The following is a 21,946-nucleotide window of genomic DNA, read 5'->3' on the forward strand; positions in this document are numbered from 1 at the left end:
AAAGTCTCTACGGAGGTCCACCCTGTGCACAAGGCTCGAACCCTTGCCAATGGAATCGTTGGCTGGGGTTCGGGCCTTGTCGCCGTTCTGGGTCCAGTTGAGGGCGTTGGCGTTGACCTCGGGGTCGAGGAGCATCTCGAAGGGCCGGTTGTTCTCGACGCGGAGTTCGTTGTCTTCGTCGATGTAGACCTTGGTGAAGAAGGCTTGGTTGCACAGGCGCCGGTTGGCGTCGTCGCACCGTTGGTAGATGTCGGCGCAGTTGGCCAGGAGTCCGAGGGCGTCGTCGAGGTGGGCGCGGGCGTCGGCGTAGTCGCCGTGGTGGGCGTCGATACGCCGGTTGAGGCGATCGAGTTCGCCGAGGATGCGGTCTTGTTCTCGTTTGAGGACGGGCAGCGGGATGGCGTCGGCGTAGTGGGCTTGCATGAGCCGGTCTTGTTCGTGTTCGAGCCGGTCTCGGTGAGTGGTGAGGCGTTCGAGTTCGTCGGTCTCGGCGGCCATGAGTCGGTCGAACTCGTGGTGGAGCATCCCGGAGAGGGCGTCGCGCTGGGCGGGGCTGATCTGTACGCGGGTGTAGTAGTCCTCGATCAGCTTCTCGACGTCTTCGATCAGGATCGCTCCGCGGGTGCAGTCGGTGCGTTTGGAGTGCCGGCCGGAGCACACGAAGTAGCAGTAGACGTTGCCGTGTCGGTTCTTGGCGTTGGAGACGATCAGCCGGGACCCGCATTGTCCGCAGTGGATGGTGCCTTTGAGGTAGTGGTCGTGGACCTGGGTGGCTTCGGCGGCGGTCTTGTGAGCGGTGAGCACGGACTGGACCTGGTACCAGACCTCGGGTGGGACGAGGGCGGGGTGGGTGCCCTTGTAGCGGGTGCCGCGGTAGACGACATCGCCCTTGTAGTAGGGGTTGGTCAGCAGGCGATGTACCGAGGAGACCGCCAGCGGCTTCGATGGCCGCTTCGGGGTGGGCAGGCTGACCAGTCCGCGGGAGGTGAGTTCGTCGTGGAGCTGGCTGACGGTCCAGTTCCCCGAGGCGTAGGCCTTGAACGCCCACTCGATCAGGGGCGCTCGCTCGGGGTCGAGTTCGACGGTGCGGACCTCGCGGCTTTGGTCGTCGCGGGTGCGGACGTTGAGGTAGCCGATTGGGGCCTTGCCGAGGGTGCCACCGCTGATGGCCTTCTGGGTCATGCCCTTGGTGACCTCGGTGGCGAGGTTGCGGGAGTAGAACTCGGCGATGGTGGACATGATGCCGTGTAGCAGCATCCCCGAGGGGGTCTCGTCGATGTTCTCCGTCGCGGAGACGAGCATGACTCCGGCCTGTTGGAGGGCGAGGTGGATGGTCACGTCGTCGGCGCGGTTGCGGGCGAGGCGGTCGACCTTGTGGACGATGCAGTAGGCGACCTTGTTGGTCTTGACGTATTGGATCATCCGCATCAGGTCGGGCCGGTCGGCGGACTTGGCCGAGGCTCCGGCGTCGACGAACTCCTCCACGATCGCCGCGCCGAGCTGGTCTGCTTTGCGGCGCACCGCGTCGCGTTGGGCAGGGATGGAGAAGCCTTCGTCGGTACCACCCTTGGATGCCTGTTCACGGGTGGAGACCCGCAGGTAGGAGATCGCGACCGCGGTGCTGATGGGCGGGTCGATCAGGCTGCCGGCTGGATCGGTAGCAGTCGTTGTGGTGGTCATCGGGTCCTTGCCTCTCACGCGATTCGACCCTCGCGCTCCCAGACGCCTGGGAGGAGTGTTGATCGTGAGAGCAGCCATCGGTGTGGCTGTAGGACAAGACCCGGCCGGGTCACGGTGCGTGTTGCCCACCCGTGCGGGTGAGGTTTGGGACCACAACACCCCGCGTACGCGAGGCTTGCTGGTGTCATTCTACCAACGGGCCTGCGACACTCGCCGCTGAGCGGAGGGCTGCGGCTGGGTCGCGGTAGGTCTCAGGTGGTTCGGCGGCGCGGCGGTCGGCGCGGCTGCGGCCGGTCTCCTGCAAGGTCAACCGGATCAGCACCTCGGCGAGCTTGTGCAGATCGGCCGGGTCCCGGTGCACGGCCCGGACGGAGAAGGAGCGGTCTTCGTAGCGGCGCCGGTCGGTCTTCTTCACGTAGCCGCCCATCACTCCCGCACCTCCCCGGTGACCGGGTCAACATCGAGGTCGTCGTCGAGGCTTGCGTAGAACTCGTCCTCGGCCTCCTGACGTCTGCGGACCTGGGCGTGGACGAATTCCACGAACTCGGCGTCGCGGTCGGCGATCACCACATCCTCCACCGGCGGTCCGGGTTCTTCGCCGGGCCAGGTGGTCTGCCGGGTGGGCCGGTCACGATCGATCCGGGTGCCCGAGGCGGCCACCCAGTCCCGGAGGCGGGCGCGGGCGTCGGCGAAGTCGCGGTGCCAGCCGATCGCCGCGGAAGCGTTCTGCTCGGGGTCGTAGGCACCCAGCCAGTGCAGGTGCAGCGCGGAGAGTTCCCAGACCAGTTCGGGGTGGTGGTGCCAGAACGGCGGCAGCACGCTGGCGGGGAGCCCGTAGGTGCGGCGCAGCCAGTCCACCCACCGGTTCAGCGCGAGCCATTCGGTTTCCAGGTCATGCGCGGACAGCAGGTTCCAGTTCACCGGGTGCGGCGTCTCGGGCACATCGGCGTCGCTGACGCGCGGCGGACCGTCGAACACATCCGGCTCATCCAGCTCCGGCACCTCACCGTTGGTCGGGTCGGTGCCGGGTGGATCGGTCTCAGGCGTGTGATCGGTCATGATGCTCGGCTCCCGGCGTTCACAGGCTGATGGCCGTGGACTGCGGTGCCTGGGCGGGCCGGGACGGTGGATCGAACGCGGCCGCGTCCCGCTCCGCTGCTGCGCGGCGTGGGGTGCGGTCGACCTCGTAGCGGGTGCGGGCGGTGTCGTGACCGATCTTCTTGGCCACGAACTCCTCGCTCTCGACCGCCTGGCCGTCGCGTTCGTAGTTGACCTCGCGGGTGTAGCCCTCGGCGATGAAGTTGTCGCCCTTGGCGAACCGGTCATGCGCGTGCTCGGCCGACCGGCCGAACATCACCATGTGGTGATAGGTCGTCTCGGTCTGGGTGAAAGACCCATCGTCCTCGCGACGGAAGTGCTCCTTGCCGACCCGGGCGTAGAACCGAGGATCACCCTTCGAGGTCTGGCTGAGCTGGGGGTCTGAGGCGATGAACCCCGAGAACGATTCCTGGGTGCGGATAGCCATTTGACTCTCCTCTGACACTCACGCGACCCCGCCGATCGGAGCCGCTGATGTCAGGCAGGTGCACAGGCCGCACCACGCCCGCCCCGGTTACGAGCCGGGTCCACGCAGCAGTGCCTCGACCTCTGCCCGGTCGGCCGTCAACTCGGCCGCGTCAGGACGAGAGGGCCAGGGTCGTAGGTCGGTGACGATCGGCGGGGCACTGCGTAGGAGCGTGACGCCGGTGCCGAACGGGAGCGTCCTGATCCGGTCTGGCGGCAGGATCGGGACTCGGCGGACCGAGCGTTGGTTGGATCGGCTGCCGTGGTCACCCAGGGTCACCGAGTCGGTGTACTCGTCACGTTCGCCGATGAGGGTGGAGAGGTCTTGGAGGTCGCGGGAGTTGGAGGCACCACCGAGAATCACCTTGACAATGGAGGCGTCCCAGATCGCCCCGGCGGCATTGTCGGACCACTTCTCCCGCGCCTGAGCGAGCGACTGCAACACGGGCAGCGTCGTGATGCCGGTGCCACCGCCCTCGGCCATCAGCGTCGGGAGGCTCGGCAATGGGGCGAGGTTGCCGATCTCATCGAGTGCCAGCAGCAGTGGTGGGTCGAGACGGGCGCCGGGTGAGCGGGCCGCGATCCGGCGCGCGGTTTCGATGAGGTCTTCCACGAACGCCGCCACCAGAGCGGCGGATGCGCCGGCCCCCGCCCCGGTGGCCAGCAGATAGAGGGTGCCGCGGGCTTGGATGAAGGTCTCGGGGTCGAAGTCCTCACCCGGCCCCGGCGACACCGCGTCGAGCACCCGCGGGTCAGCCAGGGCACCGAGGGCCAGCGCCACGCCCTGCCAGATGGAGTCGCGGGTCTTGGGGTCCGAATCGATCATCGCCCCAAGCGAGTCCGCCCACCCCGTCGCCGCCTGGGTGCTGTTGGTGAGGATGGCGACGGCTTCGGCGGCGGCCGTGGGGTCGAGGGTCCAGCGGAACAACTCTGAGGGTGGCCGTCCGTCGAGGGCGGCGGCGTGCAGCAAGGCTTGGAGGGCGGTGCGGGTCTTGCCTTCCCAGAACCCGCCGGACTCCACCCCGCCCGCAGACAGGCCGGTGGCGGAGGCGAGGCCGGTGGCGCGGATCATCGCCGTGAGTGGGTCGTGGCAGCCGCGAATCGGTGACCAGCGCATCCCGGCAGGGATGCCTTCGGCCAGGTGCTGGGGGTCGAACACCGCCACCGGCCGTCCCTCGCGTTGGCGGGCGCGGAGGGTCGCGGTGAGGTTGTCCGGACGCGTGGAGGTGGTGACGACGGCTCCGGGTGCGTCGAGGATGGCGTTGATGACCACATGCAGGCCTTTGCCGGAGCGGGGTGGACCGATGAGCAGGATCGAGTCCTCCACCGAGGCCCACACCTGCTTCCCTCGTGAACGGCCCAGCAGGTATCCCACATCGGAGGGCGTCGGCTCATCGAGTGACGGGCGCAGTGTCGTGGCTCGGCGTAGCAATGCCTTCGAAGAGGCGGTCTGGGTGACCTCATGTGCCGTGGCCGTGCCGGCCAGGCGTCGCGGGTCGGTCTCGACCCTGCGCGAGTGGCGACGCAGCCTCACCCACACCCACCCACCAGCCGTCACGAGGCCACCGAGCAAGATCGCGGTGACGATCCAGTAGGCGACCGGGCTCAGCCCTTCGGCATCGAGCGCGGTGGCGGGGTCGGTGGGGTTGAACAGCACCCCGAGCCCGGATGCAGGTCCGGCGGCGGGTTGGGGTGTGCCGGTCAGGAACGCCGCCACACTGCCGGCGGCGCGCAGGACGAGTGCGACACCGAACGCGCCGATCAGGGCGATGATGGCGGCGTTGGTCAGCTCGTCGCCCAGGCTCCCGGTCTGCCGGCCCGGCGCCGGGCCGGTCATGGCAGCCGCCGCACCCGGACCGTGCCCGAGACCCGGCCCAGCAGCACGACCTCTCCGACGCCATCGTCGAGCAGCCCAGCGAGGCGACTGGCATCGAGCAGGGCGCGGGCGTGACCGGTGCCGGCGGCGTCCGTGTGCGCGACAATCAGGGCGACGGCGATGTCCTCACCGGGCACAAACCCCTCACCAGTGACCTCCACCAGCTCCGGTGCCGGCTTCGCCTTGGTGTGCTTGCTGCGCGGTTGACTCGGCTCGGTCTCTGCGGGTCGTGGCGGTGTGGGTTTGCGGACGTGGATGAGGTCGGTGAACACGGTCCCGTCGCTCTCGCGGACCTCGATCCGCACCGCGACCGTGCGGTCCTCGGTGATGGCGTCCAGCAGGGCGCCGAAGGTGCCCCGCGTCCACGCCTGCCCCTCAGCCGGTGGCGGGAAGGCGGCACCATCGATGGTGACATCCAGGGCACCGGTCTCGGCGGCGGTGATGATCACGTGCGGCAACACCACCGGCGGCCCATCGGGCGGCGTGTTGCGGCGGCTACGGCGAGAAGGAAGATCGGCGTTGGAACCCATACCGGCCAGGTGCACCAGTACGCCCGCAGAGAGGACCGGGAACCGTCTGCGGTCAGGGCGCAACACACTTCACCGGTGCTCGGCCTTCACAGGAGTGTTAGTATATGCGTATGAACGCAGATAAGCAGTTATGCGGGATGGACCCGGCATCGGAATACGTCGACCTGGCTGCGGAGGTGCTGGGCATCCTGTCCGATCCGACTCGGATCAGGATCGTGCTCGCACTGCGGCGCGCCGAAGAACTGCCGGTCAAGGCACTGGCAGAGATCGTCGACAAGAAACCTCCCGGGGTCTCCCAGCATCTCGCCCGGCTGCGGATGGCGCGGATGGTCACAACGAGGCAGGAGGGCACAAGCGTGCTCTACAAGCTCACTGACGAACACGCCCTCGCTGTCGTCGTCGAGGCGATCAAGCAGGCAGAGCACGCAATCGCCAACGGGCAGACACCACCGCACCACCACACACCTCAGTAGCGCCTGCCGCCCCCCTTTTGTTCTCGATCTGATCGGCCCGACCTCATGCTCACCGTCCTTAGGAATCCGACCTACGCGAAGCTGTTCACCGCGCAGGCCATCGCACTGCTGGGTACCGGACTGCTCACGGTCGCACTCGGCCTGCTCGCCTTCGACATCGCTGGCGGAAATGCCGGGATCGTCATGGGCGTCGCGATGAGCATCAAGATGGTCGCCTACGTCGCCGTCGCTCCGGTGACCACCGCCCTACTCGCACGTCTGCCCCGCAAGCCGGTACTCATCGGCGCCGATCTGATCCGCGCTGGAGTCGCCGTCTCGTTGCCGTTTGTGACCGAGGAGTGGCAGATCTACCTTCTGATCTTCCTGCTCCAGTCCGCCTCGGCGACCTTCACCCCCACATTCCAAGCCGTCATCCCCTCGGTCTTGCCTGACGAGAACGACTACACCCGGGCATTGTCACTGTCACGGCTGGCCTACGACCTCGAATCGCTGCTGAGCCCGACGCTCGCCGCCGCCTTGCTGACCGTGATCAGCTACCACAACCTCTTTGTCGGCACTGTGATCGGATTCCTCATCTCCGCAGCGCTCGTCATCGCTTCTCGTTTTCCGCGAATCGAGACGCCGCCACCGACACCGTTCCTCAACCGCCTTACCCGCGGCGCACAGGCCTTCTGGGTCGATAGAGAGCTGCGCGGGCTGATGGGCCTGAACCTCGTCGTCGCGACCACCACCGCTATGGTCATCGTCAACTCCACCGTGCTCGTTCTCGGCGAGCTAGGGCGACCTCAATCAGACGCCGCTCTCTTACTCGCTGCCTACGGAGGCGGCTCGATGGTCGTCGCTCTCCTCATGCCGAAACTGTTGGAGACACTGCCAGACAGACCGGTCATGCTCACCGGAGGGATCGCGCTCCCCACTTTGCTCCTCGCCACGGCCGGGAGTATCGCCTGGATGGAGGGCCCATCCCAGTGGATCGCGCTGCTGGCCATCTGGGCGCTGCTGGGATCTGCGACCTCCACGATCCTCACCCCATCGGCCAGGCTCCTGCGTCGAGGCAGCACTGAGCAGACCCGACCCGCCGTCTTCGCCGCCCAGTTCTCCCTCTCCCACGCCTGTTTCCTCATCACCTACCCTCTCGCCGGTGTTCTCGGTGCCACGATCGGTCTCGACGCCATCGCGCTTGTGCTCGTCGCAATCGGTATCCTCGGTGCGCTCTTCACCGCTCTCACCTGGCGTAGAGTTCCGCGCCCGTCGACGCCGTCTAACCACAGCGGCCGTCGGCAGCCTGCGGCCCAATGATGAGGGCGCATGTTCCACGAGCACGCACCCTCACAACCCTGAAAAGCGGCCCCCCATCCGCAGGTTCCCACGAATCAGGCTTCAGGATTTCTGAACCTGTGAGGCGGTGTAGCGCTGGTCGGTCCGGAAGAGTTCCAGCTCGGCCGGGTGCAACTGGTGCTGAGTCACGAAGCTCCTGGCCTTGATCCGCCACAGCCCCTGACCCACGCCCAGCGACGGGAGGAGTTTCTGTTCGGTGCCGGTGAGTCCGAGCGCGGTTGCGGTGGGGCCGAGCTGGTCGGATTCCTGCCGGTACACGATCCTGGTTTCTGCGTTCGCCAACAGGGAGTTGGCGAGGGAGCGCATGGCTGAGCCGACGTCGCCGACGTTGTCCAGGTCGGAGAGCTTGTGGAAGATCAGCATGTTCGCGATCCCGTAATGCCTGGCCAGCCGCCAGTGCGCATCCATCCGCTTCAACAGGGCGGGGTGGGACATGAGTCGCCATGCCTCGTCGTAGATGACCCATCGCTGCCCGCCGTTGGGGTCGAGCAGGGCCGACTCCATCCACGCCGACGAGCACGTCATCAGCACCGAGATGAGCGTGCTGTTCTCGGTGACCCGCGACAGGTCGAGGCTGATCATCGGCAGTGACGGGTCGAACGCCACCGTCGAGGGACCGTCGAAGAGGCCTTGAAGGTCACCGGCGACCAGGCGGCGCAGGGCGTGGCCGACGAGACGACCGTCCTCGGCCAGCCGGCCGTCGGCGTCCGTCTCTGAGCTGCTCGGGGTGAGGATGTGGTCGACAACCGTGGGCAGGATCGGCACGTCGTTCTCCCGCACCGTGGTAGTGAGGGCAAGGTCGATGGCGGTGTGCTCCAACGGCGTCAACCCTCGCGCCAGGACGGTCTCGGCCAGAGCGCCGATCAGGTCCCGACGCCGCGAAGCCACGGTCGTCTTCCACTGCTCATCGGTCAGCCCACCGGGACGGTGGCCTTCGTCGAGGGGGTTGAGGCGAGTGTTCAGCCCGTGGCCGAGGACGATCGCGCGTCCGCCGACCGCGTTCGCGACGGCGGTGTGTTCGCCTTTGGGGTCGCCGGGGACGTAGACGCGGCGCCCGAACGGCAGGGACCGGGTGTAGAGGGACTTGGCGAGGGAGGACTTTCCGGAGCCGACGATCCCCGCGAGCACCACGTTGGGTGCGGTAATGATGCCGCGGGCGTAGAGCACCCAGGGGTCGTAGACGAAGCTGCCGCCGGAGTAGAGGTCTTGGCCGACGAACACTCCGTCGGAGCCGAGTCCGCCTTCGGCGACGAACGGATACGCCCCGGCGAGGGTCGCTGAGGTGTCCTGGTGGCGCGGGAGGCGGAACCGGCCCGGTGTGCGTAGCGCGGCAGGGCCGGGTTCACCGGCGGCGGGCAGGTAGGTGGTGGCGCGGCGTTCGGCGCGCTCAGTCTCGGCCTTCGCGCGGGCGGCGGTCTTCTCGGCGGCGTGCTGTTCGGCTTGGAGCCTCGCCGCGGCCTTCCGGCGCTGCTTGCGCAGCCGGCGGCGCTCTTTGGCGGGGGCGACGAGAACCGAGGTGTGCAGCCGCTCCCGCTCGCCTCCCTCGCCGCTCACAGTGACAGCCCTCGCCCGGACTGGCCGGCGGTGCCAGCAGGGTGGGCGTACCAGTCGCGGTCCGCGCCGAGGGCAGCGCGCCGGGCAACCGACGCATCCCGATCCGGTGCGGGCGCGTGGTGTGACTGCTCGTTGACGACCGCCGAGGGCGGCTGCTCGGCCTCGTGCAGTGCGGGGTCGGGTGGGGTGTCGAACTCCCGGTACAGCCCCACATGCCCGAGCGCGTGGTTGTAGGTCAGCGCGTACCCGCCGTCTTGGACGGTTCGGTCGGTGCTGCCGGTGGGTGGCTGGTCGTCGTAGACGTACCCGTTCTCCAAGGCCGCCTGGGTGGTCTCCTCGCCATAGTCGTACCCGCTCAGATGCGCGATGGCGGCTTCGGTGCCGTCGCGGTCGATCAGATCGAGTACCGCATCGGCCTCCTCGCCCTGGAGGAAGGCCACGTTGAACCACCGCCGCCCCACCTGCGCGGGTCCGGCGACGCGCTCGGTGGACTCGCGCTCGCTCAGCTCGGCCAGGGCGTCGGTGTTGGTGCGGGCGGCCTCGGACACCCACACCGGGAACAGGCCCTCGTGCTCCGGGCTGCTGCCGGGCTGGTCGAGCGCGTACTGGCGAGCCTCACCCGCCGCGCTCAGAAAGCTCGCGAGGTCACGGAGCGCGCGGTCGGGGTCGACGGGGGCGCCGGCGCCGGCGAACAGGTCCCGGCCCTCCACCGCCTGGCCGGTGGTGGTGTCGGTGATCCGGTAGGCGTAGCGCTGATGCTCACCCACCGGGGCATCGGGCCACACCGCCAACGCGAGCGAACCGGCCCGCACGGTCCTACTGGTGGGGTCGCCGTCGAGCCGTGCGGCCAGGCGTTCCCGCTGGGCGTCTCGGTCGACGACCGGTTCGGAGTGCCAGGCGATCCGCCCGGAGTGCGAGAACGCGGCGTCGAGCCGGCCGTAGGCCTGATCCAGCAGCGTGCCGGCCTGGTGCAGCTCATCGGCCGCTGCCAGCGCGGACGCCGCACCCGCGGCGGCGCTGCCGTCATCGTCGAACGCCCGATCCCGCGCGTCCAGGTGGGTGGTGGCGAGCTGGTCGAGGACTTGGCGCAGCGACCGCACCCCCGCGACGAGGTCACCGAACACTCGGTAGGTATCGGCCGGGTCCTCGAACACGCGGGAGGCGTGGGCCAGGCCGCGCAGCGCCTCGGAGGCTTCGGCCGCATCGGCGAGCGGGTCGTGGAACGTAGGCATCACAGCCTCCAAGACGGTGGGCGAACAGAGAGGGGCGAGCCCGTGGTTCGGGCTCACCCCTCAGGTGCACGCACCACGCCACCGCCATCACTGGGCTGGGGGCCGGCGACTGTGCGCGATCAGACGCGGCGACACAGCGGCAGCGCGGCGGCGGTGAACGCCGCAGCCTGCTGGCCCACCAGGAGCCGGGTCTCACAGGAGGCTTGGATGGCAGCCTGCTCGATCGCCGCGACCCCGGCCTCGAGTTCCTCGACCGTGGGCGCGGACACCGAGATGAGGCCGGTGTAGCGCAGAATGCCGTGGCCGGCGGTCAGGTCGGCTTCCTGCTGGAGCACGTCCTGGTACTCCGCGGTCTGGGCGGCGTCTTCGATCTGCCCGATCTTCGCCCGCTGCGCGGCGTCGGAGATGTGCTCGACCTTCTTCTTGCGAATATCCCTGGCAGCCTGATCGGAGCGGATCGGCGTGCAGATCAGCGAGAACGACCGCTGGATCCCGGTCGACAACAGCACCGGCGACAAGAACCCCGGATACACCAGCGACCGCGGCCACTCGGAGACCCACAGCACGGCGTGATGGGCAGAGTCGGTCCGCAGCCGAGTCCAGGACTCGTTGACCGCGACCGGGCCGGCGGTGGCGAGGGACTGGCCGAGTTCGCCATGACGTTCCAAAGTCGCCGCGATCGCCGGGTCATAGGCCGAGCGGAGGATGACAGCGATCTCACCCGGGCTCAGCCATCCCGACGGGGTGAGGTCAGCGGACCGGAGCGCGGCGACCAGAGTGGACATCTCTTGGCGCAGGACAGCGGCCGCACCCCGGATACCACCACCAGCCGTTCTGATATGCCGTGCCGCGGTTCTCATGTCCAGCGACAGCGACAGGGTGGTGGCGTGGCGTTCGCCGGCGGGTCCGGCGCGGTCGATCAGCTCCGCGTAGGTGGTCGCGGCCCAGGTGTCGTCGTCGGTGCCGTGGGCTTTCCACCATTCGGCCAGCCCGGTGCCCGAGTCCGGCAGCGTCCGTTCGAGAACCTGCAGCGTGGCGATACGTCCGGAGCGGCAGACGGTGGCCAGGACGCGGCCCCAGGAGGTCACGCGCCGTTCCTGCTCGCCGGGATCGAGGAGCACGAACGCCGGATGGGTCACTTCGCAGACCACGGTCAACGTCTGCTGATGGGGGTCATGGATCATCCCCGCCTGCGTCTCGGGGTCGGTGTACTCGCGCAGCCGCGCCTGGTCACCGGGCAGGGCGAGGGTGCCCACAGGGCGGGGTGTGACGACCCGCCGGCGATAGAGGAACTGACCGCCGGTCGAACGCCAGAGCCACCAGAACGCCACCGGCAACCACTCCACCGCCGGACGTCCGGCGATCGGGGCCCACGTCAGCGCGGCGGCGATCACCCAGATGGGTGCGGTGTAGGCGAGCAGGATGCCACCCCCGGCGTAGAGGGCTCCGACGATGGACAGGACGCCGGTGGCGAGGGTGATGAGCTGCGACAGGGACAACCCCAACAACACCCCGCGGCGGGTGAGACGGGAGAACTTCACCGGCACCAACTCCGCCGAGGCCACAGCACTCTCGTTCTGCTTGGTAGGCACGAGGGTTCACTCCTTCCCGGTCGGCTTCGGTGCAGGCGGCGGAGGCTGCTTCGGAGGACGCACCTCCACACCCGACGACCCGCCGGTGGGTGTCTTCGGTGCCGGCGTTGATGGCGGTGGCGCCTGCGCGGCCGGTGGGGTGCTGCCGGTCTGGCCGGCGGAGTCGGCGGCGGCCTCGCCCTGGTTGCCCAGGGCCGTGCCGGCCTTGGGTCCAGCGGTCGCGGCGTCCTTGGCGACCTTCGCCGCGACCACGGCCGCGGCTGCGGGACCAGCCGCCGCGGCACCAGCGCCGGCGCCTGCTCCACCGCTTGCCCCGGCGCCGCTGCTCGCGGCCGCCTTCCCACCACCGGCCCCCGTCGAGCCAGCAGTGCCGCTGGATGCCTGCGGCTTCGGGTTCTTCGGCTCCGGCGGCTTCTTTCCACCACCACCGCCGTTGTCACTCTTGCTTCCGCCGCTGTCGTCGAGGATCTTCTTCGGCTCCGCGCCGCCTTGCGGCTTCGAGGGGGTGGGGACGGGCCGGTTGAGGGCGTTCTTGGCGTCCTGTTCGGAGCCGATGGCGTGGTACATGTCGAAGCCCACGAAGTTCAGGAACTTGTAGGTCATGTAGGGGGCGAAGGCGGCCATCGCCATGAGGACGATCCCGGCGATCGGGTCGGCCACCGATGCCAGGTCACCATCAATGGGCGCGGAGACTTGGGTGATGGCGACGAGGAACATGACGACCAGGACGAGTTTGGAGACGATGAGGGCGATGACGAACATCGCCCACTTGCTGATCCACCCCTTGGTGGCATCCCATGAGGCGCCGGAGAACGCGAGCGGTGCGAGGACGATCGCGACCAGCAGCAGCGCCTTCCTGACCAGGAGGCTGAGCCAGACGATGGCGGCTGCGCTGATCGCGAGCCCGGCGAGGAAGATGGTGATGATCGCGCCGACGCCGGGGGCGGCGATGTTGATCCCGACCAGCCCGGCGGCGAGCAGGGTGATCTTGTCGCCCATCGACTCGGTGGTCTCGCCTGCGGCTTGGATGATGCCAATGCAGAGTTGATCGACGATCTCCAACAACAACGCCGTCAACGTGATCACGACGAAGCTGCCGAGGACGCTCTTGGCGAGCCCGAGGGCGGCACGGCTGAGTGCGGTGGGGTCGCGGCGGATGAGTCCGGTGATGAGTTGGAGGCAGAAGAACAGCAGCATCACGAAGATCGCGATGCCGAAGAGAATGTTGTAGACCGCCACGTACTCGTCGCTGGTGACGTCGACGAGGGTGGTGGTGTCGAAGACTGACCAGACGGCCTCGAACAGCCAGCCGGCGGCGGCGCCCATCGCTCCGGCGAGCCAGTCGAACGGGGCGGAGACCAGGCTGGCGGCGGCTTCGCCGGCGGTGTCGCAGACGGTCGAGACGAGGGGGATATCGCACACACCCACCGCGGATCACTCCTTCAGGAAGCAGAGTCGAGTGGGTGGGGTCAGACCTGCTGGCCGACGTCCCAGAAGAAGTCGATGAGCGTCACCGACGCCCCGCAGATCACGGCGGCGCCGCAGCTCACGAGGACGCCGATCTTCCCCCGGCCGGCCAGGTTGGGGTTGGAGGAGTTGGCGCCGAAGCCCCACACGATCGCGCTGACGATCAGCGCGAGGACGGAGAGGATGAGGCCGATCGTCATGACGGCGCCGACGATGGTGCGCAGCTGGGCGATGCCCGGCAGGCCGGAATCATTCGGGTTGATGTCGATGTTGGCCGGCAACACCACCGGCAGCGCGGCGGTGGTGGTTTCGGTGATCAGGCTCAGGATGGTCATGACGGGGGTGCTCCTTCGGGGCGTCGGCGAGACAGGGGGTTCTCGTCGATCAGGTGCACCGCCCGCCCCACACGGGCGGAGCCGATGAGGGGTCGGCTGGTGGGGTGCGTTCAGAGTTGTTGGCCGAGGTCGATCAGCCAGTTCAGCCACGCCACCCCGCTACCGGCCAGGACCGCGGCACCCAGGGCGGTCCAGGCGCCGATCCTTGCCCTGGTGGCGGCGGCGTGGTGACCGTTCGCGGTCGACAGCGCCCACACGATGGCGCAGACGATCAGCATCAGCACGGCGATGATGAGCACGAAGGTCAGCAGGGCACCGATGACCTCGCGCAGGTCACCGATCCCTTCGAGGCCGTCGAAGTCGGGGAACACGTCCATGCCCGATCAACTCCCAGCCCGGACGGTAACGTGCAGGTGGTCGTCGTGCCGGGTGGTGACGTCGGTGCCACGTTCGTAAGGCCGCCAGCCCTCATCTGCTCGGGCAGTCGACCAGATCTGGTTCTGCCAGATGAGGTAGTCGATGCCGAGGGTGTCAGCGTGCTCCCGCATCCAGTTCGTGACCTGCCAGCCGAGGTCCAGTGCTGGTCCGGTCGCCGCCCCGCCGATGGCGTTGCCGAACGTCCCGTCACAGGCTCGCCCGAGCGGGTGTTCGGAGACGGTGCCGGGGCGGGGTGAGTAGCAGGCCCAGGAGGTGTCGGGGAAAGCGGCGATCGTCTGGGTGTAGAGGTGCAGCATCCGTGCGGTGATCTGCCCATCCGAGGTCGGGTCATCGACCATGCGGTCGGGGTCGCCATCGACGGGGTCCGGCTCACCACCAGGAGTCCCGGAATCGGGGTCGCAGTCGCCGCCGGGTGCGCCGGTCTCGGGCTCGGGTAGGTCGGCGGCGTTGTGGGCATTCAGCCAGACAGCGGGGTCGGTGTGCTCACCGTTCGTGCCGCCGAGGCGGACCTCGAAATGCAGATGCGGCCCGGTCGAGTTGCCCGAGGAGCCGGTGTCGCCGATGTGCTGCCCGGCCGTCACCTGGTCGCCGACCTGGACGTGGACGCCGTGCTCCCACATGTGCGCATACGCCGTCGCGACCGTCTGCCCGTTGATGGTGTGCTCGATGACGATGAGGCCCCCGTAGCCGCCGGAGAACTCCGCCACCGTCACCGTGCCGTCCGCTGCGGCGAGGAGGGGTGTGCCGTCGGGGGCGGCGAAGTCGGTGCCGGTGTGGAAGGAGTCCTCACCAGTGATCGGATGCACCCGCGGCCCGTACTCGCTGGTGAGCACCCAGGTGCCTTCGGGCATCGGGAACACCACCCGCGACGTGCCCGCCGTTGTCGTCTGCGCAGCCGGGACCACAGCATCGCCGCCAGACGCGTCCGTGCCGGCCGTTGTTGTAGTGGTGAGGGTGGTCAGGATGGATTCGGCGACGGGCTCGTAGTTCCGGTACCGGTCCGGATACGCGCTGACCTCAACGGCTTGGGCGGCTTCGCCCTTGTCCATCTGTTCCCATCCGGGAATGTCCAAGAGTCCCCGTGGTGAGGGGTGGTTGGGTCCGGTGGGTCCGCCGAAGAACGCCTGCGCCTGATAGACGGGGTCCATCAGCTCGGCGACTGTGCCCCAACCTGACTGCGGCCGCATCTGAAACAGGCCCAGGGAGTCGTGGTCGAAGCCGTCGCCGTCGTTCGGATAGTCACCGGATTCCGGGTAGGCGCTGGTGTTAGAGAGCATCCGCAGTGTGCTCTCGGTGAGCGCCGCCATGAGCGCGATGACCAGGCCGTCGCGGGTGATGCCGTCGATGCTGTTGCCGGTCTCGATGATCGTCGCCGCGTGGGTGAGCTGGGTCCGGTTTAGCGTGAACGTCTCACCGTTCGCGGTCGTCACGGTCAGTTCGTCGGGGACGTCGCCGATCGTGACGGTCGAGCCGCCGGGGATGGTGCAGGAGCCGGTGGCGCTCAGGGCGGGGTTCATCACCACGCCGATCCCGATCAGCACCAGCGAGGGTGCGAGGAAGGCCAGGGCGAGGGCGGCGACGACGAGCTTCTTCAACACGACATGTCACCGTCCTACTGGAGGGGGTTGTCGAGTTGGGACAGCCGCAGCAGATGACAGGTCTCGTAGGTCGGGCCGCAGACCACGAACACCGTGAACGCCACCGCATGTTCGGAGGTCACCGGTTCGTCGTTCCAGAGTCCCTTGCGGTGGCGGGTGCCCTCGATCGTGACCGCGACCGTGCCCTCGGCGAGCTGACCGGGCTGGGCCTGCTCGACCGCGGTCGTCCACGAGTCGGGGATGAAGGTGTTGTCGATGGTGAGGTGCTGGGCGGTGGCGTACTGCCTCAGCTCCAGCCAGGCGTCCCGGGATGGGAGGTAGGCGGCGATGTCCGAGGCGAGCCCCGCTTGCTCTTGGCCGGTGGGGTCGCCGACGTCGAGGACCACGCTGGTGTAGTCCAGGGGCATGAACCCGCTCGCGGTGTCCCACTCGAACAGCACGGTGGCGACGTTGCGGGCGAAGGTCTGCGGATCATCCGAGGTCCGCACGACCGGCAGCCGCGGTGTCGTGGTGGGGGCCGGATCGGACGGTGCGGTCACCACTGGGCCAGGAGTCTCGCCTTCGTCGTTGTCGTGGCTGGGTGGGCCGGTGATCAGGCCGTAGACGCCCACACCGGCCAACACGACTACGACCGCCGCGATCAGGGCAGCGATAAGTCGGCGGCGGGTCCGGGGTTCGGAGAGGTCGGGAGTCTTCATACCCACCAGGTGCACGCCCGCCACCCACCGGGCCAGAGGGAGGCTGGTTGTCAGAGGGCGCGCAGATGCGCGCGAGCCGGCACCGGCTCATCGCCGGCGGTGTCGCGGTCGCGCAGGGTGCGCAGTTCCTCGGCGAAGCGGCTGGTGCCCTCGACCGTGGCGAAGAACAGGTCGATCTGTTCATCGCTCAGCTCGGCGGCGAGGTGCTGGGCGTCATAGTGGGTCCACCACTGGTCCAGCTCGCCCCAGGTGAGCACGAATGCCCGCACCGGGTACTGGGCGGGCTCACCGTCATTGTCGGTGACCGGCCGGGGACGGGGCGTGCGGGTCTTCTTGGCGTCCTTGGCGCGTGCGAGGGCGTCGGCGGCGAGCTGATGCAGGTCGGTCTCACGTTCTGCCTGCGCGCTCTGGGCGGCGGCGCGGATCGCCTCAAAGATCGGATGCACCGGGGCGCCGGCGTCGATGCGCTCCAGCGCAGCACTTGCTTGTGCTCGGAGTTCGGCGGGTTGGGCGGGGTCTTCGGCGATCTTCTGGAGGTAGCCGATCTTCTCCAGCGTCGTGTGCGAGGCACCACCGGGGATCATCGCTGCCGCCTGCTCGCGGGCGATACCCGAGGGGCCGGGCGACGGTCCTGCAAATTTTGCAGGACCGTCCGATCCAGGCTGGTTGTCGGCGCTGAACTGCGTCGCGGCTTTCCGCCGGGCTGCGTCCTCGTGCATGAGGGTCTTCAGCTCGCGGTAGAGGGCGGCGGCCTCGGTCTGGGTCAGCGGCTTGTGGAGCACGTTGTCGTCCTGCTCGGCCAACAGGTGGCCAAGGCGGTCCGATATGCCGGAGCGGACCCAGACGTTGACCTTGCGCCAGCCGAGCTTCTTGATCGCCGCCAACCTCCTGGCCCCGCACACCAGCGCCCCGTCGGGGGTGATGGTGATGGGCTGCAACAGCCCGTCCCGCTCGATCGAGGCGGCGAGTTCGTCGATGTTGCCGAACGCGGTCCGGTGCCGGCGCCCGACCCGGATGGAGTCGACGGTGCGCTCCAGCTCGATGTACCCGGCCGGTGCGGTCACGACCGATCACCACCAGAATCGTCGCGGTCCTCATGGGTGCCGGGTGCGGCCAGGGAGATGGTCAGGATGAGGTCGTCATCGCGCAGCAGCACCGGCAGGGTCTCGCCGATCAGCAGTCGCAGCAGCACACCCCGCCCCGCGGTCGTGGCGGCGTAGGCGGGGTGCGGGTTGCCCAACAAGGCGCGCAGCAGCGCGGTCCACGAAGAACGTGGGATGCCCAGCAGCGCGCGGGCGTGCTTGTCCCGCCGCAGCGCCTCGTAGGCGGCCTGGCGGGTGCCGGTCTTTGTCAGCGCCCCGCAGACATGCTCCACCCCGGCCCGGGCGGTGGCCGGGTCCCAGCCCAACAGCGTGAACAGCGCGATGGCGTCCTCGGCCGCCGACCCCGCGGACATGCATGCCCGATCCGACCCGCGCCCACCACCATCGGAGCCTGATCCGGCAGCGTCCGTCTCCGCGTCGGCGCCGTCGTCGTGGTTGTGGGTGTCGGTGATGTGGAAAGCCGGGTGATAGTCGGTCAGCGCGTTCTCCCGGTCGGAGAACCGCTCCGGGTCATGAAACGCCGAGACGTGCGGGCGCCTCGCTTGGTGGACCGAGCAGAGCAGTCCTTGGGCGCGTTCTTCGAAAATGCAGGTGATCCGCACCGCGTGCGTGATCACCGCCCACGGGTCGCGTGCCTCACGGGCGGCGCGGGTGATCATCACCTTGAACGCCGCCGACGCGGCCTCCCACGGGTCCAGGCCGTGCTTGCGGGCGAGGGGTTCGTACTTGGCCGCGGTGTGGGCCATCAGCTCCGCGGCCACCGGATCATGGCTCCACGAGCCCGCTCCCGCGGCGTGGAGCCGGTGCAGCAGCGTCCGCAACCCGTCGCTGGTAGTGAAGTCCTCAGCACCCTCGCCGTCAGCGATGTGCGAGTGGGTGGGTGTTGTCGTGGTCATGGTCTGGCACCTCCTGACAGGTAGGTGCACGCGCGTCCCCACACCACCGTCAGGGACGGCGACGGCGACGTGATGATGGGGGTGCGCATGTCAGGTCACCCCAACCCGATCCCCGAACGGCTCACCCACGACTGGTGCCGGCTGCCGCGGCCGAACTCCGAGACATCCGGCAGCCGCCGCGCCCGCTCACTGATCGCCTGCGCGGCCTTACCGAGACCGCGGCCGCTGGTCTGCGTGATGTGGCCGGTGAGGTTGCGGGTGCGGCGAGCGAGTTCGACCTCGAAGTCGATACCCCGCCCCGCGGCTATCGCGGATTGCCGGGCGAGCAGATCGGTGGGGCGCACCCACTCCACACCCCGCGCCCGCCGCGCATCGTCCACGCTCTTCGTGTTCATCCCGCGGTTGCACGCGGCGACCTTTGCGGCCTGCACCGCCTCCGGCGTCCCCGCCTTCTCCGGCTCCTCCCGGACCGAGTGGTCCTTGGTCGGCTCGGGTGGGTTCTGCCGGCGCTCGTACCGGTGACGGGAGTGGTCGGTGGGGGTGGTCATGGTGTCTTCGCCTCCTCGACGGTCTGCTTGTCGGGAAGGTGCGCGGGCGTGAACCAGCGGCCGACCGTGGACGGGTGCACACCGAGTTCGCGGGCGATGCGCTTGTTCGACCACCCCTGCTCACGCAACCTCGCGGCGCGCTCACGCCGGTCCGAGCGCGTGCCGCCGGCCCGCGTGTGCCGGGTAGTTTCGACCACCGGCGGTGGGGCATCTGGCGCGCTGTCCCCATCAGCGGCGTCCTCCACCGGCGCTGGCGTCGCCGGGAGCAGACTCGGTTCAGGCGCTTCGACGGGCACGGACGACTGCATCTGATGCTCCACCGGCGCGACCCGGTCACGGGCGACCATGCACGTGTCAGTCAGGGGGTCGGTGGCTGGTGGGAGTGGTCGGGTGAGGATGACGGTCAGGTGGGTGATCGCCAGCAGCACCACCGGCGGCACCGCCGCCACGGCGGCGGCCAGCACCCCAGGCACATCGGCATCGGCGGCGACCACGGCATGGAGGGCGTTGGCGGTCACCGAGACCGCGGCGCCGCCGATCAGCAGCGCCCACGGATACCACGCCGACCTTTGGCCTGCGAGGGCGACGACGGCGACGGTGGCCACGACGATGATGCCGTCCACGATCAGCGGCCACGCCCACGCCTGCCCGGCACCGACACCGCTTCGGGCCGCGAGGTCTGCCAGCGCGGTGAAAGACAGCCAGAAGGCGCCGGCGGCGATGAACACCGTCCCGGATACCGCCGTCACCACCGCCCACCGGCGCCCGGCGGTCCTGCTCACGACCCTGCTGCTGATGATTGGGGTGGTCATCACAGCCCCCGCACCCTCGACGACATCGGCGGGCGGGTGCTGGTGTTGCGGTCGAACCAGCCGTCCGCGGCCACCGGCGAGGCACCCCGCCCCGGCGACGAGGTGCCGCGCCCGGCAGGCGCGGGACGGACGGTCCGGTAGGCGGAGCGGACCGTGGCGGTGATCTCGCGCTCAGCGAGCCCGGCGTCCCCGGCGGCCACGGTGAGCACATCGAGGGCATCCGAGGCCGGGAGCCCGTTCTCCGCGAGCCGGCACGCTGCCCAGAACAGGCCACGGTTCCGCTCACCCTCGCCACGGGCAGCGACCCACGCCGCCAGCCGCGACACATCGACACCTCGGTCCAGACCCGCGGGCGTGGCTCGGGGTGTGGGGCGGGGGTCGAGGAAGTCCCGCAGCCGTCCCGCGGCCAGCGTGCTGGCGGGGCCTGTATTGACCTCCTCGACCTGGTAGCTGACCGTGGTGCCGTCGATGGAGCGGGCCGAGGGCGGGACGATGATGTAGCCGCCATCACCGCGGAAGTCGATCCCCGCACGCGCCGCCTGCCACGACCGCTGCTCTGTGCCGGGTGTGGCCGGGTAGTAGGCGTGCATCCCGCCGGTGGGTGTGCGCACCAGCAGCTCCCACCCCTCCACCAGCCCGGCGCGAGCGGCGCGGTCGAAACTGGTCCGGCCATCTACCGGGCCGTGCACGTCCACGTCCACCACGACCGCGCCCGAGGCGGTGCCGGTCGGGACACCGATGTTCGCGCCGGGCGACTGCCGCCACCACTCCTCGACCTGGTCCAAGTCCGTGGTGGCGTCATGGAAGCCGTGTCCGGTGGCCGGCCGCTTCCCCCACGGTGCGCAGGGGAAGACCGGCACCCCCGCGGATGCGAACTCACGCGAGGCGGCCGAGAGCGGCCACGCCGCGTTCATCCGCAGCAGCACCGAGGAGACGGCGCCGTGCTTGGTCATCACAGTCCCCGCCCCTCGAACGGCGACACCGGTGCGGGTCTGGTGGCCGGTTCAAGCGATGGAGTCGCCTGCCGCGGCGATGCCGGCTCCGCTGTCGGCGACGCTTGCGCTTGTGCGGGTGCCTCGCGCTGGGCGGCGTCCCGGTCCAGACCTGGCGGGGTGCCGTCACCGACCTGCGCGGTGTCGAGCTGGTCCAGGATCGTCAGCGCGGTCTTGCGGACCCGCTCCCCGGTGGCCCTGACCACTTCCACCGGCTCTTTCCCGTCGACGCGGGCCGCCCAGGTCGAGACGTACGGGACCGTGTAACCGGACGTGTCCATCCCGTGGGCGGCGCCGATCATCAGCGCGACGGACTCGGCTTCGACCTCTCCGATGCCGCGATGCTGCCGGGCCTCATCCTGGTCGGGGCCGTGCAGGAGGACGTGGCCGAGTTCGTGGGCGAGGGTCTTGACCTGCGCGGCCGGGTCCATGTTCTCCCGGACCGCGACGGTGTTCGCGGTGTAGTCGGTCATCCCGTTGGCGCCGTGGATCATGCCCTCGTGCGGCACCCGCAGCACCGTGAACCCGGCCGCCTCAACCTGCGCCGTGAGCCCGTCCCACAGCCCGGCCGGGGCCCGGCCTTCCAGCAGCTTCGGTGCGGGTGGTTCGGGGATCGGGTCGCCGGCGGTCTGGGAGGCGTCCCACACGTAGGCGGGGCGGACGCCGACCATCCGCGTGCGCACGACCTCGCCGGCACGGGGCTTCTCGCCCTTGCCGAGACGGCGCCACGACTCCGCATCCGCCGGGGTAGCGGTAGCGAAGCGACCGGTCACCGGAGCGAGAATCTGAAACCCCGGCTGGCCCTTCTGCACCTGCCGGCCCAGGCCCTGCCACTGCCGATACCCGGCCACATACGACGGGAACGGCTCGGGCACCAGACCGGCCTCGAACGCGGCCTGGTGCTGCTCCCAGATCAGCAGGGTGTTGGAGAACGATCGAGTCCTGAACTGTGCCGCGAACGCGAGCGCCCGCGCCCAATCCTCACCGGAGACGAGCCGTTCCACAGCGCCGCTGAGGCGCTCGTGCAGCTCGTTGAGCTTGGCCTCCCGCCTGGCTTGGGTCTGCTCCCGTGTTGTCGCCATCGTCGTGTCCTCCCGATACCCTGAGCACCGGGGCCGAACTGGGCCCCGGTGACCATCAGGTGCGCCGGGATCACCAGCAATGACGAGACGGACAACGGACGATGTGACCGTCAGGCGTGTGGTGAACCCGACGAGTCCG

General features: G+C 69.2%; 22 protein-coding genes. 2 read left to right on the forward strand and 20 right to left on the reverse strand.

Annotated features, from left to right (window positions below):
• The 6 genes from BHE97_RS14225 to BHE97_RS14250 form a co-directional block, all read right to left on the reverse strand.
• The coding region (locus BHE97_RS14225) for a recombinase family protein (RefSeq protein WP_140400169.1) at positions 1–1,680 on the reverse strand (1,680 nt) is incomplete at its 3' end.
• A 184-nt stretch (positions 1,681–1,864) separates the two neighbouring features.
• Positions 1,865–2,107, reverse strand: a complete 243-nt coding sequence (locus tag BHE97_RS14230; protein ID WP_087624718.1) for a hypothetical protein — start codon at positions 2,105–2,107, stop codon at positions 1,865–1,867.
• On the reverse strand, positions 2,107–2,739 hold the full coding sequence (locus BHE97_RS14235) for a hypothetical protein (protein WP_087624719.1): 633 nt from the start codon (positions 2,737–2,739) through the stop codon (positions 2,107–2,109). The genes BHE97_RS14230 and BHE97_RS14235 overlap by 1 nt, the downstream gene beginning before the upstream one ends.
• Before the next feature lie 19 nt (positions 2,740–2,758).
• Entirely contained in the window at positions 2,759–3,205 is a 447-nt protein-coding gene (locus BHE97_RS14240) for a single-stranded DNA-binding protein (protein WP_087624720.1), read from the reverse strand.
• An 87-nt stretch (positions 3,206–3,292) separates the two neighbouring features.
• A complete protein-coding gene (locus BHE97_RS14245; protein WP_058859024.1) occupies positions 3,293–5,080 on the reverse strand; it encodes a TraM recognition domain-containing protein in 1,788 nt (595 codons plus the stop codon).
• A complete protein-coding gene (locus BHE97_RS14250; RefSeq protein WP_231902676.1) occupies positions 5,077–5,649 on the reverse strand; it encodes a hypothetical protein in 573 nt (190 codons plus the stop codon). The genes BHE97_RS14245 and BHE97_RS14250 overlap by 4 nt, the downstream gene beginning before the upstream one ends.
• A gap of 110 nt (positions 5,650–5,759) precedes the next feature.
• Here BHE97_RS14250 and BHE97_RS14255 point away from each other — a divergent pair, with 110 nt between their 5' ends.
• Positions 5,760–6,122, forward strand: a complete 363-nt coding sequence (locus BHE97_RS14255; RefSeq protein WP_197464291.1) for a metalloregulator ArsR/SmtB family transcription factor — start codon at positions 5,760–5,762, stop codon at positions 6,120–6,122.
• Positions 6,123–6,167: 45 nt separating this feature from the next.
• Positions 6,168–7,421, forward strand: coding sequence for an MFS transporter (locus BHE97_RS14260; protein WP_058859023.1), 1,254 nt, complete (start codon positions 6,168–6,170; stop codon positions 7,419–7,421).
• Positions 7,422–7,502: 81 nt separating this feature from the next.
• Here the strand turns inward: BHE97_RS14260 and BHE97_RS14265 are convergent, their stop codons facing one another.
• The 14 genes from BHE97_RS14265 to BHE97_RS20170 all read right to left on the reverse strand — a co-directional run bounded on the left by BHE97_RS14265 (position 7,503) and on the right by BHE97_RS20170 (position 21,807).
• On the reverse strand, positions 7,503–9,014 hold the full coding sequence (locus BHE97_RS14265) for an ATP-binding protein (RefSeq protein ID WP_087624721.1): 1,512 nt from the start codon (positions 9,012–9,014) through the stop codon (positions 7,503–7,505).
• On the reverse strand, positions 9,011–10,246 hold the full coding sequence (locus BHE97_RS20435; RefSeq protein WP_201791455.1) for a hypothetical protein: 1,236 nt from the start codon (positions 10,244–10,246) through the stop codon (positions 9,011–9,013). The genes BHE97_RS14265 and BHE97_RS20435 overlap by 4 nt, the downstream gene beginning before the upstream one ends.
• Positions 10,247–10,365: 119 nt before the next feature.
• Positions 10,366–11,838 carry an SCO6880 family protein gene (locus tag BHE97_RS14275; protein WP_058859021.1) on the reverse strand — a complete coding sequence of 491 codons (1,473 nt, stop codon included), beginning with the start codon at positions 11,836–11,838 and terminating at the stop codon, positions 10,366–10,368.
• Positions 11,839–11,844: 6 nt separating this feature from the next.
• Positions 11,845–13,266 (reverse strand): hypothetical protein, encoded by a 1,422-nt coding sequence (locus BHE97_RS14280; protein WP_058859020.1) that lies wholly within the window; start codon positions 13,264–13,266, stop codon positions 11,845–11,847.
• A gap of 41 nt (positions 13,267–13,307) precedes the next feature.
• A complete protein-coding gene (locus tag BHE97_RS14285) occupies positions 13,308–13,640 on the reverse strand; it encodes a DUF6112 family protein (RefSeq protein WP_087624722.1) in 333 nt (110 codons plus the stop codon).
• Between the two features lie 110 nt (positions 13,641–13,750).
• Complete coding sequence (locus BHE97_RS14290) at positions 13,751–14,017, reverse strand: DUF6112 family protein (RefSeq protein WP_058859018.1); 267 nt, start codon at positions 14,015–14,017, stop codon at positions 13,751–13,753.
• Positions 14,018–14,023: 6 nt separating this feature from the next.
• Positions 14,024–15,676, reverse strand: coding sequence for a M23 family metallopeptidase (locus tag BHE97_RS14295; RefSeq protein ID WP_058859017.1), 1,653 nt, complete (start codon positions 15,674–15,676; stop codon positions 14,024–14,026).
• Between the two features lie 14 nt (positions 15,677–15,690).
• Complete coding sequence (locus BHE97_RS14300; RefSeq protein WP_058859903.1) at positions 15,691–16,374, reverse strand: hypothetical protein; 684 nt, start codon at positions 16,372–16,374, stop codon at positions 15,691–15,693.
• Between the two features lie 50 nt (positions 16,375–16,424).
• The gene (locus BHE97_RS14305) at positions 16,425–17,438 is read right to left on the reverse strand and encodes a ParB N-terminal domain-containing protein (RefSeq protein ID WP_067162143.1); all 1,014 of its coding nucleotides are present in this window, start codon (positions 17,436–17,438) and stop codon (positions 16,425–16,427) included.
• Positions 17,435–18,373 carry a hypothetical protein gene (locus tag BHE97_RS14310; protein ID WP_058859015.1) on the reverse strand — a complete coding sequence of 313 codons (939 nt, stop codon included), beginning with the start codon at positions 18,371–18,373 and terminating at the stop codon, positions 17,435–17,437. The genes BHE97_RS14305 and BHE97_RS14310 overlap by 4 nt, the downstream gene beginning before the upstream one ends.
• A 95-nt stretch (positions 18,374–18,468) precedes the next feature.
• Positions 18,469–18,921 (reverse strand): hypothetical protein, encoded by a 453-nt coding sequence (locus BHE97_RS14315; RefSeq protein WP_087624723.1) that lies wholly within the window; start codon positions 18,919–18,921, stop codon positions 18,469–18,471.
• Positions 18,918–19,733, reverse strand: coding sequence for a DUF2637 domain-containing protein (locus BHE97_RS14320; protein ID WP_218867388.1), 816 nt, complete (start codon positions 19,731–19,733; stop codon positions 18,918–18,920). The genes BHE97_RS14315 and BHE97_RS14320 overlap by 4 nt, the downstream gene beginning before the upstream one ends.
• Positions 19,733–20,686: a bifunctional DNA primase/polymerase gene (locus BHE97_RS14325; protein WP_058859013.1), complete on the reverse strand. Its 954-nt coding sequence runs from the start codon at positions 20,684–20,686 to the stop codon at positions 19,733–19,735. The genes BHE97_RS14320 and BHE97_RS14325 overlap by 1 nt, the downstream gene beginning before the upstream one ends.
• Positions 20,686–21,807 (reverse strand): ArdC-like ssDNA-binding domain-containing protein, encoded by a 1,122-nt coding sequence (locus BHE97_RS20170; protein ID WP_058859012.1) that lies wholly within the window; start codon positions 21,805–21,807, stop codon positions 20,686–20,688. Before BHE97_RS20170 ends, BHE97_RS14325 begins: the two co-directional genes overlap by 1 nt.
• Positions 21,808–21,946 lie beyond the last annotated feature (139 nt).

The sequence above is a fragment of the Aeromicrobium sp. PE09-221 genome (assembly GCF_002174305.1).
Lineage (GTDB): Bacteria > Actinomycetota > Actinomycetes > Propionibacteriales > Nocardioidaceae > Aeromicrobium.

Coding starts and splice junctions, on each gene's coding strand:
- BHE97_RS14230 (WP_087624718.1), bottom strand. CDS start 2,107: ATGGGCGGCTACGTGAAGAAGACCGACCGGCGCCGCTACGAAGACCGC.
- BHE97_RS14235 (WP_087624719.1), bottom strand. CDS start 2,739: ATGACCGATCACACGCCTGAGACCGATCCACCCGGCACCGACCCGACC.
- BHE97_RS14240 (WP_087624720.1), bottom strand. CDS start 3,205: ATGGCTATCCGCACCCAGGAATCGTTCTCGGGGTTCATCGCCTCAGAC.
- BHE97_RS14245 (WP_058859024.1), bottom strand. CDS start 5,080: ATGACCGGCCCGGCGCCGGGCCGGCAGACCGGGAGCCTGGGCGACGAG.
- BHE97_RS14250 (WP_231902676.1), bottom strand. CDS start 5,649: ATGGGTTCCAACGCCGATCTTCCTTCTCGCCGTAGCCGCCGCAACACG.
- BHE97_RS14255 (WP_197464291.1), top strand. CDS start 5,760: ATGAACGCAGATAAGCAGTTATGCGGGATGGACCCGGCATCGGAATAC.
- BHE97_RS14260 (WP_058859023.1), top strand. CDS start 6,168: ATGCTCACCGTCCTTAGGAATCCGACCTACGCGAAGCTGTTCACCGCG.
- BHE97_RS20435 (WP_201791455.1), bottom strand. CDS start 10,246: ATGCCTACGTTCCACGACCCGCTCGCCGATGCGGCCGAAGCCTCCGAG.
- BHE97_RS14285 (WP_087624722.1), bottom strand. CDS start 13,640: ATGACCATCCTGAGCCTGATCACCGAAACCACCACCGCCGCGCTGCCG.
- BHE97_RS14290 (WP_058859018.1), bottom strand. CDS start 14,017: ATGGACGTGTTCCCCGACTTCGACGGCCTCGAAGGGATCGGTGACCTG.
- BHE97_RS14300 (WP_058859903.1), bottom strand. CDS start 16,374: ATGAAGACTCCCGACCTCTCCGAACCCCGGACCCGCCGCCGACTTATC.
- BHE97_RS14310 (WP_058859015.1), bottom strand. CDS start 18,373: ATGACCACGACAACACCCACCCACTCGCACATCGCTGACGGCGAGGGT.
- BHE97_RS14315 (WP_087624723.1), bottom strand. CDS start 18,921: ATGACCACCCCCACCGACCACTCCCGTCACCGGTACGAGCGCCGGCAG.
- BHE97_RS14320 (WP_218867388.1), bottom strand. CDS start 19,733: ATGACCACCCCAATCATCAGCAGCAGGGTCGTGAGCAGGACCGCCGGG.
- BHE97_RS14325 (WP_058859013.1), bottom strand. CDS start 20,686: ATGACCAAGCACGGCGCCGTCTCCTCGGTGCTGCTGCGGATGAACGCG.
- BHE97_RS20170 (WP_058859012.1), bottom strand. CDS start 21,807: ATGGCGACAACACGGGAGCAGACCCAAGCCAGGCGGGAGGCCAAGCTC.